The 13334-nt window shown below is 72.4% G+C and carries 7 protein-coding genes and 1 pseudogene; 2 read left to right on the top strand and 6 right to left on the bottom strand.

What is annotated here, in order from left to right; all coding sequences use genetic code 11:
- Positions 1 to 38: 38 nt before the first annotated feature.
- The 4 genes from ACZ9QC_RS02695 to ACZ9QC_RS02680 all read right to left on the bottom strand — a co-directional run bounded on the left by ACZ9QC_RS02695 (position 39) and on the right by ACZ9QC_RS02680 (position 6228).
- Positions 39 to 2885, bottom strand: a complete 2847-nt coding sequence (locus ACZ9QC_RS02695; RefSeq protein WP_472918614.1) for an NHLP bacteriocin export ABC transporter permease/ATPase subunit — start codon at positions 2883 to 2885, stop codon at positions 39 to 41.
- Positions 2886 to 5051: an NHLP family bacteriocin export ABC transporter peptidase/permease/ATPase subunit gene (locus ACZ9QC_RS02690; RefSeq protein ID WP_472921988.1), complete on the bottom strand. Its 2166-nt coding sequence runs from the start codon at positions 5049 to 5051 to the stop codon at positions 2886 to 2888.
- Positions 5052 to 5119: 68 nt separating this feature from the next.
- Positions 5120 to 5926, bottom strand: a complete 807-nt coding sequence (locus ACZ9QC_RS02685; RefSeq protein ID WP_472918613.1) for a hypothetical protein — start codon at positions 5924 to 5926, stop codon at positions 5120 to 5122.
- Between the two features lie 86 nt (positions 5927 to 6012).
- Complete coding sequence (locus tag ACZ9QC_RS02680; protein WP_033528587.1) at positions 6013 to 6228, bottom strand: hypothetical protein; 216 nt, start codon at positions 6226 to 6228, stop codon at positions 6013 to 6015.
- A gap of 718 nt (positions 6229 to 6946) precedes the next feature.
- Between ACZ9QC_RS02680 and ACZ9QC_RS02675 the strand changes: the two genes are divergently transcribed.
- The gene (locus tag ACZ9QC_RS02675; protein WP_472918612.1) at positions 6947 to 8344 is read left to right on the top strand and encodes a S1 family peptidase; all 1398 of its coding nucleotides are present in this window, start codon (positions 6947 to 6949) and stop codon (positions 8342 to 8344) included.
- 164 nt (positions 8345 to 8508) lie between these two features.
- Here the strand turns inward: ACZ9QC_RS02675 and ACZ9QC_RS02670 are convergent, their stop codons facing one another.
- Complete coding sequence (locus ACZ9QC_RS02670) at positions 8509 to 10653, bottom strand: SpoIIE family protein phosphatase (protein WP_472918611.1); 2145 nt, start codon at positions 10651 to 10653, stop codon at positions 8509 to 8511.
- 185 nt (positions 10654 to 10838) lie between these two features.
- Between ACZ9QC_RS02670 and ACZ9QC_RS02665 the strand changes: the two are divergent.
- Positions 10839 to 11453 (top strand): annotated as a pseudogene (locus ACZ9QC_RS02665) (LuxR C-terminal-related transcriptional regulator); the annotation flags it as partial.
- On the opposite strand, the gene ACZ9QC_RS02660 reads toward ACZ9QC_RS02665, so the two are convergent.
- Positions 11376 to 13226, bottom strand: coding sequence for an ATP-binding cassette domain-containing protein (locus ACZ9QC_RS02660; RefSeq protein WP_472921987.1), 1851 nt, complete (start codon positions 13224 to 13226; stop codon positions 11376 to 11378). The pseudogene ACZ9QC_RS02665 and the gene ACZ9QC_RS02660 sit on opposite strands and share 78 nt — an antisense overlap.
- Between the last annotated feature and the right edge of the window lie 108 nt (positions 13227 to 13334).

Genomic DNA, 13334 nt, shown 5'->3' with positions numbered 1-13334 from the left:
CGGCGCGGGTCGGGCGGGGTCTCTCGCGCGTGGGCCGGCTAGGCCATCTGACGGCGGACCAGCTCGTGCAGGCGCCCGGACGGGTTCGCCAGCAGTTCGGCCGGAGCTCCCACCTCGGCCACCCTGCCGTCCTCCATCACCACCACCCGGTCCGCGTCCATCACCGTGGACAGCCGGTGGGCGATGACGATCCGGGTCGCGTTCAGGGCCCTCGTGCTCTCGATGACCGTGCGCTGGGTCTCGTTGTCGAGGGCACTCGTGGCCTCGTCGAAGAAGAGGATGCGGGGCCGACGGATCAACGCCTGCGCGATCATCAGGCGTTGCCGCTGTCCGCCGGAGATCGCTCCGTTGCCCTGGACGATGGTGTGCAGCCCCATCGGCATGCGCTGGATGTCCTCCGCCAGGCCCGCCATCGCGGCCGCCGCCATCGCCTCCTCGGGCGTGTACGGCTCGGTGCCGCAGATGACGTCCAGGATCGACCCGGTGAACGGCTGCGCGTGCTGGAGCACGACACCGCACTGCCGGCGTACGGCGGACTGGTCCAGAGCGCCGAGGTCCTGGCCGTCGTACAGGACGCTCCCGGAGACCGGTCTGTCGAAACCGATCAGCAGGCGCAGCAGGGTCGACTTCCCGCAGCCGCTGGGGCCGACGATCGCCACGAACTCCCCGGGCCGGACGGCGAAGGACACGTCGTCCAGCACCAGCGGGCCGTCGTCCGCGTAGCGGAAGGAGACCCGGCGGGCCTCCAGCGCGCCGGACAGCACACCCGGCCGGGTGCTCGCCGTCCGGACCTCCGGCGTCGCCTCCAGCACCGGCTTGATCTCCTCGAACAGCGGCAGCACGGCGACCGCCGACACGAAGGCGCCGGTCAGCTGGGTGACCGACGTCAGCAGCATCGTCACCGAGGTGTTGAAGGTCAGGAACTCGGCCGCCGACATCGAACCGCGTGCCGGGCCCGCCAGCAGCATGAACATCAGCAGGGTGCACAGGGGCAGGTACACCGCGCCCAGCACCGTGTTGAGGTTCTTGATGCCACCGACCCTCTGCTGGAGCTCACGGCTGCGCGCGAACTCGCCGGCCCAGGCCGCGTACGCGTAGTTCTCGGCGGCCGCCACCCGGAGCTTCGGCAGCCCCCGCAGGGTCTGGAACGCCTGGTTGTTCAGCTTGTTGCCCAGCACCACCAGACGGCGCTGCCAGCGGACCTGCCACAGACCGAGGCCCAGGAAGACCGCCGCCACCACGACCAGCATGCCGATCGCCGCCAGCGCCATCGGGACGCTGTACCAGAGCAGCAGGGCGAGGTTCACCGCGCCGACGGTCACCGACTGGGCGACCACCGGACCGACGCCGGCCAGCGTGCGGCGGATCGCGCTGATGCCCATGGCGGCACTGGCCAGTTCGCCCGTGGAACGCGAGGTGAAGAACTTCGTCGGGAGCCGCAGCAGACGGTCCCAGACCGCCGGTTGGAGGGTGGCCTCGATACGGCCCTCCAGACGCAGGATCGTCAGGTTCTGCAGCAGCAGGAACGCCGCCGACACCACGCTCGCGAGCATGATCGCCAGACAGACCCGAACGATCAGGTCCTCCTGCGCCTTGGGCACGTACTCGCCGAGGATCCTGCCCGTCGCGATCGGCACGAGCGAGCCGAGCACGACCGTCACCAGCCCGCTGAGCAGCAGGCCCGTCATGTCACCGCTCGTCCCGTGGAGGCTGAACCGCATCAGGCGCAGCGGGCTCGGCACCCGCTCGGGCAGCGGACGGTAGAACATCACGGCACGCGGCTCGAACTCCGCCGCGTTCGCCTTCTCGATCGGGGTCTCCCGGCCCGACGACGGCTGGACGGCGACATAGCCGCCGCGCCGCCACAGCAGTGCCACCGGCGCACCGGACAGCGCCCGGTGCCCCACCAGCGGGCCGACGTTCTCCCGCCACCAGCTCCCGGTGAGGCGGACGGCACGGACCCGGACCCGGGAGGCGAGCGCGATGCGTTCCACCGGGTCGAGCCGGTCGCTCTCGGTGCCGCTCTGCGCCGGCTCGGAGAGCGAGATCCCCGCCGCGCGGGCGACCAGCCCGCAGGCCGCGTAGGTGGCGTCCGCGTCGGCCGCCGTCGTACGCCGGTGCGCGGAGGACTTGCCGATGGAGGCGAGCAGGGTGCGGTCGGCCTGGGCGCGTACGGCCTCACCGGCCTTGATCCCGGCGGCCGTACGGTCCTCGTGGGTGCGCTCCAGCTGCTCGATCCAGCGGTCCAGCGTGGCCAGCAGCCGGTACTGCTGGTCGACCATGCTCTGCCAGACCCCCGGGTCCATCAGCAGATCGGCCGCCGCCTCCGCGCCGTACAGCGCGCCGTACTGGACGCTGCCGGGCGGCACCCGCATCCAGAACACGTCGTCGTCGGTGGGCGCGGCGGCCTGCTCGGTGGCCATCGGCGCCTGGAAGAGGATCGACAGGCCCCGGCCGACGCCCAGGGCGAGGGCGTATTCGAGGGGGCTCGTCTGCGGGGGCACGAGCTGCGGGTTGCCCCACTCGTCGTACGACCAGGTCTCGGCGCCCGCCTGCTGGTACAGCTCACGCAGGCCGATGCGCCGGACCACGCAGTCGCGCAACGGGCGGGCGACCAGCGTGTGCTGAGGCCCGGTGACCGGACCGAGCAGCAGCGAACCCGCTTCCAGACGGCCCAGATGGTGCCAGTGGCCCTGCTGGACGGCGTCCACCGCGAACAGGTCCAGCGCACCGGAGGCCACCAGCCACAGCGTCTGCGGTCCTTCGAGGTCCAGGCGGGTGTGGCCGGCGCAGTCGAGGGGGGTGCCCATCCCGCCGAGCGCGCCGAGGACGACGTCGCCGTCGTGGCCGCCCTGACCGCCCTGGCCCTCGTGGACGGTGGTCATCTATCGCTCCCTGACCAGCTGGGCGTACGCGCCGCCGCGTGCCACCAGCTCCTCGTGCCGGCCGCGCTCCACGATCGTGCCGTGCTGCAGGACGACGATCTCGTCGCTGTCGCGGACCGTGCTGAGCCGGTGGGCGATCACCACGCAGGCACAGCCGCGCTTGCGCAGGTTGTCCATGACGGTCAGCTCGGTCTCCGCGTCCAGCGCGCTGGTCACCTCGTCGAGGACCAGGATGCTGGGCCTGCGGACCAACGCCCGGGCGATCTCCAGGCGTTGGCGCTGCCCACCGGAGAAGTTGCGGCCGTCCTGCTCGACCCTGCTGTGGATGCCGCCCGGGCGACGCGTCACCACGTCGTACAGGGCCGCGTCGCGCAGGGCCTCCACCACGGCCTCGTCGGGGATCGAGGGGTCCCACAGGGCCACGTTGTCGCGGACGGTGCCCTCGAAGAGGAACACCTCCTGGTCGACGAAGGAGACGGAGGCGGCGAGGGCACCCCGCGGGATGTCCTCCAAGCGGCGGCCGTCGATGTGGATCACGCCCTCCCACGGGGTGTACAGGCCCGAGATCAGTCTCGACACCGTCGACTTGCCGCTGCCCGAGCCGCCGACCAGCGCCACCTGCTGACCCGGGCCCACGGTGAGGTCGAAGCCGGTGAGCAGGGGCTTGTCGAGGGGGCTGTAGCCGAAGGTGATGTTCTCCAGCTCGACGTGGCCGTTGAGCCGGCGCGTGGACTCGGCGGCGTCCGGGCGCGCGTACAACGGGTCGGCCTTGAAGTTCTCCACGTCCTTCAGCCGGGCCACGTCGGCCGCGAAGTCCTGGATACGGCCCGCCACCCCGTTCAGGCGGGTGAGCGGCGCCGTGAACCGGGTGACCAGCGCCTGGAAGGCGACCAGCAGACCCACGGACATATGGCCCTCGACCGCCCGCATACCGCCGATCCACAGGATGAGCGCGCTGTTGAGCGTGGCCAGGGTCGGGGCGACGACCCCCAGCCAGGCGCTCGGCACCCCGAGCCGCTGCTGTTCCTCCAGCGTGGTGGCGTGCTGCCCGGCCCACTTGCGGAAGTAGCCCTCCTCGCCGCCGGTCGCCTTCATCGTCTCGATCAGCTGGAGCCCGGTGTACGCCGTGTTGGTCAGCCGCGCGTTGTCCGCGCGCAGCTTCGCCGTACGGGTCGCGCGCAGCCGGATCACCACCCGCATCGCCACCACGTTCAGCAGCGCCACCGCGATGCCGACGAAGGTGAGTTGCGGGTCGTACGTATAGAGGAGCACGGCGTAGAGGACGACCACGACCGCGTCGACGCCGGCCGCCGCGAGGTCCCGGGCGAGGGTCTCGGCGACCGCGTCGTTGGACTGGAGGCGCTGGACGAGGTCCGCGGGGCTGCGCTGCGAGAAGAAGGTGACCGGCAGACGCAGGAGGTGTCGCAGGAAGCGGGCGCTGGAGAGCGTGGAGGAGATCAGCCGGCCGCGCAGCAGGTTGGCCTGTTGCAGCCAGGTCAGCAGGACGGTCAGCAGTACGCACGCGCCCATCGACGCGAACAGCACACCCAGCAGGGAGGTCTGGCCGCCGATGAGGAACATGTCGATGTAGGTGCGGCTCAGCGCGGGGACGGCCGCGCCGACCGCCACCAGCAGCAGGCTGGCCAGGAGGGCTGCGGGCAGGGTGCCGGAGGTGCCGCGCATCCGGGCGGGCATGGCGCCCAGCACACCGGGCCTGCGGCCGCCCTTCTCGAACTCGTCGCCCGGCTCCATGACGAGGACGACACCGGTGAAGCTCGCGTCGAAGTCCTCCATGGGCACGAACCGGCGGCCCTTGCCGGGGTCGTTGATGTGGACGCCCCGTCTGCCGAAGCGGCGGCCCATGCCGTCGTAGACGACGTAGTGGTTGAACTCCCAGAACAGGACCGCCGGTGCCCTCACCTCGGCGAGGGCGGCCACGTCCATCTGCATGCCCTTGGCGGTCAGGCCGTAACTGCGGGCCGCCTTCAGCAGGTTGCTGGCGCGTGAGCCGTCCCGGGACACACCGCAGGCGATGCGGAGTTCCTCCAGCGGGATGTGCCGTCCGTAGTGGCCGAGCACCATGGCGAGGGACGCGGCGCCGCACTCCACGGCCTCCATCTGCAGGACGGTCGGCGTGCGGACGGTCCTCCGCCCGCCCTTGGGCACCGGGCGCTTCGGCGGCGCCGCCTTGCGTCTGCCGCGCGTGGAGGGCCGGGCGGTGTCCTGGGACGCGGTCACGGGAGCAGCCAATCGATCGGACGCTCGTCGGCCAACCGGATCGACGCCGTGGCCATGGTCATGGAGGTCAGCTCGAACGGCGGCCCGTCCTGCGAGGACCACCGGTAGCCCGACTCGGTCGACGCCGAGCGGTCCAGTCGTACGGTGACGGCCACCGGCCGGCCCTTCTTGGTGAACTGCTCGCCCAGCTGGGTGTCGCCGAGGAACGCGCCGATGGACTGCGGGGTCTGCGCGGTGCGGTCCACCTGCTTCACATGGCCGCGCAGCACGCCGTAGCGCTGGGTGGGCGCCGACTGCACGGTCAGGTCGACCTCGGCGTCCTTCGGGATCGAGGCCGCGTTCTCGGCGGGGACGTACACCGTCGCGTAGAGCGGATCGTCGGCGTCGGCGACCTTCTCGACGGCCGCGACGTTCGCGCCGGTCCGGATGATCTGGCCGATGGTGGCGGCGAGTGCGGAGACCCGGCCGGCCGCGACGGAACGCACGACCTGCTCGCCGTCGGCGGTGGCGACCTTCAGGAGGGGGGCCTTCGCGGGCAGCCGCTCGCCCTGCTTCGCGAGGACGGCGGTGACCTGGCCGGCGACCGGGCTCTGGAGCACGTAACTGCCCTGCCCATGGGTGAGGACGGCGGGCGCGTCGACCGCGGAGGCGACGGAACCCGTGACGGCCCACACGGAGGCGGCGGCCATCGCGACCACCGTCACGGACAGCACCAGCCAGCCCTGGGGGCGGGCGAAGCGCACCGGGAGGTCGAGTTCCTCGGGCGACTGGAGCTTGGCGAGGGCCTGTTGGCGGAACTGCACGGGACTTCCCTTGTAGGGCTTCAGGGCACCCCGAGAGTCCCGGAACCTGTCAGGCGGTTCCGGGACTCAGCGGCACTGGGGGTCGATCAGAGACCGGCGACCAGGCTGGTGACCGGGGCGGTGTTCAGGCCGGTGACACCCTCGACCGTGCCGACGGCGGTGTTGACCAGGCCGGAGACCGGGGCGATGCCGTCCACCAGGCCGGTGACGGTGCCGACGGCGTTGACCGAGAGGCCACCGGAGACGGCGTCGAGGGCGGCGTCCGAGATCTCGGCGGTCTCAACCTGGGGGGTGGAGTTCATGATGGAACTTCCCTTCGTATAGCTATTCATAAGGGGGGAGCGGCCCCCTTCTGGGGACAGAACGACGGCCGCGCACGTGGGTGCCCACTTCTCGATCCGGAGAGCTGGCTGCTTCCGTCTCCGAGAGCTCGGCGGCCCCCGCGGTGCGATGGATATAAGCAGATCGCCGTCGCGCACATCCAATCAACATGGCCCCCCACCAGCGCACTTGGTGACCATGACGGTTCATTGGTGCAGGCTTGCGCACGGCTTGGGGGCGACTTCTTCACACGGATCGCGGCATCGTCATACGCCCTTCATTGCCTTCAGGAAAACGAATTGGACAGTCCCGCCTCAAAGGCGCGGCACGCGAATCGCGCCTGTGCAGAACTCCCGTCGCCCGTGACCCCGCTGAGTATTCGGTGTGGAGATTCCCCGCAGCCGGTTTCCCGATCACCGGCGTCGACGGACCGCCACGGAGCGGTAGCCGAGGGTGTCGAAGCGGGGTCGAGGAGGGGGTGGGCCGCCTGCGGGACAAGGGCCCGACGGGTCGCGTGGGCGGGAAGTCGTGAAATGGCAGGCCAACGAGGGGCGTAGCGCGCTTTGCGAAATGGAAGATCGGAATCTTTCCGCGGAGCGTTGAACACCGCCTCGGAACCATCCGTACCAACTGGCAACCAGGCGCCCCCAGTTCACCCGCCGGACGGCGGTACGGACCCCGTCCCCAGGAGGTCAAGAGTTGAGTCACAAACGAGCCACCAAGCGCAAGGCGTTCATAGCCGCAGGCGGTGTGGCGGCGCTCGGCGCGGCAGCCCTCGTCCTGCCGAACGCGATGGCGTCGCAGACGGACGCCAAGGGCGCCGCCCCGAAGACGCTCGCCGCGAGTGACGCCTCGGATCTCGCCTCCCAGCTCCGGGACCTGCTCGGTGAAGCGTTCGCAGGCGCGTACTACGACTCGGGCGAGCAGCGCCTCATCATCAACGTCATCGACGGCCTTCAGATCGAGGGCGACGACAACAACGTGATCATCCAGGCCCAGGAGGCCGGCGCGGAGGTCCGTGAGGTCGAGAACAGCTGGTCCGAGCTGCAGAAGGGCGCGGCCACGCTGAAGGAGGAGGCCACCGTCCCGGGCACCGCCTGGGCGATCGACCCCCGCACGAACAAGCTCCAGGTCACTGCCGACTCCACGGTCACGGGCGAGAACTGGGACACCATCGAGTCGACGGTCAGGTCGCTGGGCGCCGGCATGGCGACCATCAAGAAGTCCGCCGGCACCTTCAAGCCCTTCCTGGAGGGCGGCGACGCCATCTTCGGTGGCGGCGCCCGTTGTTCGGCCGGCTTCAACGTCGTCAACGCCGAGGGCGCCCCGGCCTTCCTGACCGCCGGTCACTGCGGTGTCGTGGAGGCCGAGTGGTCCGAGGAGGAGAACGGCGCGCCGATCGGCACCGTCGACGCGGCGACCGCCACGTTCCCGGGTGCCGGAGACTTCGCTCTGGTCGACTACAACGACCCGGCGACGCAGGCGGCCAGCACGGTCGACCTCGGCGACGGCCGGACGGTCGACATCAACGCGGTCGGCGAGGCGGAGGTCGGTCTCCAGGTCTTCCGCATGGGCAGCACCACCGGCCTCGCCGACGGCGAGGTCACCGGCCTCGAAGCCACGGTGAACTACCCCGAGGGCACCGTCACCGGTCTCATCCAGACCAACGTCTGCGCCGAGCCCGGCGACAGCGGCGGCTCGCTCTTCACCGAGGACGGCCAGGCCATCGGCCTGACCTCGGGTGGCAGCGGCGACTGCACCGTGGGCGGCGAGACCTTCTTCCAGCCGGTCACCACCGCCCTCGCGGCCACGGGTGCCACCCTCGGCGACGGCGGCGCGGGCGCCGGCGAGGAGGCCGCCGGCGGTGCCGGTGACGCCGCGGGCGCCGGCGAGGAGGCCGACGGCGGTGCCGCCGGTGCCGGTCAGGAAGAGGGCGCCGCGGGCGTCGGCGAGGAAGAGGGCGCCGGTGACGAGGCCGCCGCCGCGGGTGCGGGTGACGCGGCCGGTGCGGGTGAGGAAGCCGCCGCAGGCGCGGGCCAGGAGCACGAGCAGGGCGTCGGCGACCAGGGTGTCGAGGAGCAGGGCGTCCACCAGTAGGTGAACGACACCCAGTACGTGGGCGACGGCCCGGGGATCAGCGGCCACTGACCCCGCCCGTCGCCCCACGACCCATCCGCCGGCTCACCCACAGCGGTTCCGGCCGGCAGATGGCACGGTCCGGCCCTCCGGCGGGAGGGCCGGACCGAACACGTGCGGCGGCGTCACCCGGCGGAGCCGGTGGCCCGGAGCAGCAGCAGCGCCACGTCGTCCGCCCGCTCCTGCGCCGCCTCGGTCTCCCGTACGAGACCGTCGGCCAGTGCGTCCAACGGCCGCTCCCCGGTCGTCGACAGCCGCTCCCCGAGGTCCGCCAGCGCGTCCTCGATGTCGACGCCCGGCGACTCGATCAGTCCGTCCGTGTACAGGGCCAGCACCGAACCCTCCGTCAGCGCCACCTCCGTCGTCGGGTACGTGGCCTCCGCGTCGATCCCCAGCAGCGGACCGCCCGCGAGGTCGAGCACCCGCACCTTCCCGTCCGGCCGGCGCAGCAACGGCGGCGGATGCCCGGCCCGCGCCATGACGGCCGTCCCGTGCTCCGGGTCCAGCCGCAGATACAGACAGCTGGCGAACAGTTCCGAACCCAGGTCGATCAGCAGCCGGTTGGTGCTGCTCATCACCTCCTCCGGCGTCTGTCCGACGGTCGTGTACGCGCGCACGGCCGTACGGATCTGCCCCATCAGCCCCGCCGCCGTCACGTTGTGCCCCTGGACGTCGCCGATGACCGCCGACGCCCTCCCGTGGGAGAGGACCAGGTCGAAGAAGTCGCCGCCGATGTCCATGCCACGGGTGGCGGGCAGATAGCGGGAGGCGGACTCGATGCCCGGGATGGAGGGCAGCGAGTGCGGCAGCAGCGCCTTCTGGAGGCCGTGCGCCACCTGGTGCTTGGCGTCGTACAGCAGAGCCCGCTCCAGTGCCTGGGCGATGAGGCCACTGAGACTGGTCAGCACCGCGCGCTCCTCGGGCGGGAACAAATGCGGCTCCGCGTACCCGAGGACCCAGGTGCCCACCGGCCGCCCCGAGGCGATCAGCGGGATGTACGCCCAGGCGCCCAGCCCGTCCGGAGTCTCCTGTCGCAGCGGGTAGAGATGCTCCAGCTGCTGGCGGGACTCGAAGAACGCCGGCACCCCGGTGGTCAGGGCGTGCGCCCCGGGCATCGCCGCGGTGAGCGGCATCCCGTCGAAACGCTCGACGAGGTGCGGGTCGGAGTAGCCGCGGTGCCCGAGCACATGCAGGCGCCCGGCGCGTGAGCCGAGCATCACCAGGGCCTGGCTGCCGAGGGCCGGGGCGATCTCGTCGGCCACCAGCTCCACCACGTCCTGCACCCCGACCGCCTCGGTGAGCGCGCTCGCCAGCGCCAGCACGTGGTGGATGGTCACCAGCCGGCCCGGTCCGTGGCCCTCCTCCCGCGCCGCGTGCTCGGCCTCGGCGACCGCCCGGGCCCGGGAGATCCGAACGCTCAGACCGTTGGCCCCCGGGTACAGCCGGAAGGACAGCCAGTCGCTCGGCGGCCTCAGCGCCACGAACGAGGTCACGTGCTGGCTCATCAGGGCCGCCCGGTACCGGTCCTCGTAGGCGGGGTCGTTGAGCCACGGCACGGACGCCCACAGCTGGGTGCCCAGCAGGCCGCTCACCGGGATGCCGAGCAGTTCGGCCGTGGCCGCGTTGGCGAAGGTGATCCGCCCGTGCAGATCGAGCGCGCACATCCCGTACGGCAGCCGCGCCACCATCCGCGCCGCCTCCACCGTGCCGAGCGTCCCCGCGACCGTGGTCGTCGACGGCGCCGACAGGTCCGGCTCCGGCCGCACCGGGCGGCCCTCCTCCTCGGCGCGCCGCAGCCGCATCGCGAGCCGGTCGCAGGCCGAGGTCAGCTGGTCCCGCTCGCGCTCGCTGAGCTCCGGCGGGTGGGAGCCGGGCCAGGTCAGGAAGACGGCGCCGTAGACGGTGTCGCGGGTCGCCACCGGCAGCGCGGCCAGGGCGAACGGATAAGGCAGGACCACGGCGATCCGGGGATAGCGGCGGGCCATCTGTTCCTCGCCGCTGACCCACACCAGCCGCCGCCCCCGTACGGCGTCGGAGACCGGGATCGGCGAGTTCAGTCCCACCCGTTCCCAGGGCGCGGCGAACGACCTCGGCAGCCCCGCCATGACGGCCATCTCCAGGACCGGCTCGTCCGGCGTCAGCAGATACACCGCGCCGGAGTGGGCCTGCACGTCGTCCATCATCGCGGCCAGCGCCAGCGACAGCAGCGGATGGCCGACGCGTCCCGTCTCGACGGTCGTCCGCGCTCCTGACGCGTGGACGTCGGACATGCCGACCACCTCCTCGCACGACCGTGCGGCAGACCCCAGGGTCAAGGCTCCTCCCTGGAGGCCGCCCGCGCACGGCGAGGGGCGGCCTCGGACACTCCGCCGTACCCCCTCTCGCCCACGCCATGCCCCCGCGCTGATGCGCGGCATCGCGCACGGGCGCCGCGAGTGCGCCCCCACGCACCCCGATGGCTGGTTCTTCGCGCCCGGGCGTGGTGGGGGGCGCCAACAATGGGCACGCGCTGAGCGGAGGACATCGGTGGCCGGCAGGCGGAGGGGCGAACGTGATCCGGGTACTTCTCGTGCACGACGAGTGTCTGGTCAGATCGGTGCTGGCGGAGTGGCTCCGCCGGGAACCCGACCTGACGGTGTTCCACACGTCCTGGCGCACCGCGCCGGGGCGGGTGCGGACCCTGCGGCCCGAGGTCTGCGCAGTGGACCTGGACTGCGCGGACGCGGTCGGCATCCCGCCGCTCGCCGATCTGCGCGGCGCGGGCGGCCCGCCCCCCGGCCTGCTGGTCCTCGCGCACGCGGGCAGACCGGGCCTGCTCAAGCGCGCGGCGGAGGCGGGTGCCCTCGGCTACGTGGACAAGGAGGGCTCCCCGCAGCGGCTGGTGTCCGCGATCCACGAGGTCGCCCGGGGGAGACGCTTCATCGACGACTCGCTCGGCTTCGGCTTCCTCAAGGCCGCCGAGATGCCGCTGACACGGCGGGAGTTGAGCGTGTTATCCCTGGCTGCCGAGGGAGCCTCCGTCGCGGAGATCGCCGGCAGCCTGCACCTCTCCCACGGGACCGTGCGCAACTACATGGCCGCGATCACCCGCAAGACGGGGGCGCGCAACAGGATCGACGCGATCAGGATCTCGCAGGGGGAGGGGTGGCTCTGAGGCGCCGGGGGAGTTCACCGGCGTAGGAACCGGGGACCAGGCGCCGACCAGGTCCCGGTACAGCGGTGAGCGGGCCAGGAGTCCGTCGTGGTCCCCGTACGCGACGGACCGTCCGTCCATGACCAGCACCCGGTCCGCGCGGCGGGCCGAGCTGAGGCGGTGCGCGACGACCACGAGGGTCGTCCCCGGCCGGCGCGCGAACGCCCGCTCCGCGCGTTCCTCCGCCTCCGCGTCCAGGTGACAGGTCGCCTCGTCGAGGATCACCACCTCCGCGTACGACAGGTACGCCCGCGCCAGCGCGACGAGTTGCCGCTCCCCGGCGGACAGCGCGCCCGGGTCGACCTCTCCGGCCGGGCCGCCCAGCCGGACCATCACCTCGGTGAGTCCCACGGCCTCCGCGGCGGCCCACAACTCGTCCTCGGGCACGGGTTTCGGCCGTAGCTCGCCGAGGTTTTCTGCGAGGGATCCCCCGAAGACGTACGCCTCCTGCGGGATGAGCACCCGGTGTGCGCGGGATGTGGCGCCGGGTACCGGCCGCCCACACAAGCGGACGGTGCCGTGCCGGGGGTGCAGGAGACCCGCGACGATCCCGGTGAGCGTGGACTTGCCGACACCGCTGGGTCCGACGACGGCCAGGTGCGTGCCGTGGGGGAGGCGGAGGTCGAAGCCGTCGAGGACGGGGATGCCCGAGGAGCCGTAGGCGAAGGTGACGGAGGCGAGGGAGAGGGCGTCCCCGGAGACCGCGTCGGGCGGGTCGGCCGCGCGGGCGGCGGCGTCGACGGAGACGGTGGTGGCGTCGACGGAGACGGTGGAGTGCGTCGGCGACGGGGCGCGCGTCGAGGGCCGCGGGGTGTCGTCCGGGGGCCGTGGGGCGGGTGCCGGGGCCAGTCTGCGGAGCACCACCGCGAGTCGGGAGCCGCTGGTGCCCAGGCCGTGGACCAGGTTCTGCAGGGCGGGGAGGAGGGACTGGGTGACGTAGGCGAGGGCGCCGATCAGGGCGCCCGCGGTCACCCCTTGGTCCAGGAGCCACGGGGTGGCCACCAGGAGCAGTACGACGGGCAGTTGGCCGCCGATCGCGAGGGAGGCGACCCGCGCGACGCCCCAGCGGGCCAGGGATCGCGCGGCCCGGAACTCGGCGTCGACGCACCGGCCGGTGTCGGCGGCGACCGCGATCTCCGCGCCGGCCGCCGTGATGTCCCGCAGCCCCGGGCAGACGGCCCCGAGCCGGTCGGCGAGGGCCTCGTCGGCGACCAGGAAGCGCTCCTGGCGGCGGGCCAGGGGCCTGAGCGTCACCAGGAAGAGGGCCACGCCGGTGACCAGCGGGGGGCCGACGACCAGCAGCAGCGGCGGGGCCAGCGAGAAGAGCCCGACGAAGGCCCCGGCGGAGGTGAACAGGAACGAGCGGGACACCATGACGAGTCCGGCGAAGGTGTCCCGGGCGATCTCCACCTGCTGGGTCAGCCCCGACAGGGCCCCGCCGTCCGCCTCCCGGACCCCCCGGTCGACCACCCCGCGCACCAGCCGGTCCCGCAACGGTTCCACGAGCCCCGCCACGCACGCGTACACCCGCCAGGTGCCCAGCGCCCCGAGCACCACCGCCCCGGCGGCGGCCCCGAGCCAGCCCAGGCCGACGCCTGCCCGCCCCGCGAGGAAACCGTCGTCGAGGGCCCGCGCGAGGGCGTACCCCATCAGAAAGGTCTGCCCCGTCTCCAGCACGGACCACAGAACCAGCCGCACGACGACCCACCCCCGCCGCCGAAGAAACCGGAGTCCCCGGCGCAACAGCCCGAACGCGGG

This window comes from Streptomyces sp. HUAS MS02, assembly GCF_055702265.1.
The sequence above is the reverse complement of the archived record's forward strand: the minus strand, read 5'-3'. Positions and strand labels throughout refer to the sequence as shown.

Coding starts and splice junctions, on each gene's coding strand:
- ACZ9QC_RS02695 (WP_472918614.1), bottom strand. CDS start 2,885: ATGACCACCGTCCACGAGGGCCAGGGCGGTCAGGGCGGCCACGACGGC.
- ACZ9QC_RS02680 (WP_033528587.1), bottom strand. CDS start 6,228: ATGAACTCCACCCCCCAGGTTGAGACCGCCGAGATCTCGGACGCCGCC.
- ACZ9QC_RS02670 (WP_472918611.1), bottom strand. CDS start 10,653: ATGTCCGACGTCCACGCGTCAGGAGCGCGGACGACCGTCGAGACGGGA.
- ACZ9QC_RS02660 (WP_472921987.1), bottom strand. CDS start 13,226: ATGGGGTACGCCCTCGCGCGGGCCCTCGACGACGGTTTCCTCGCGGGG.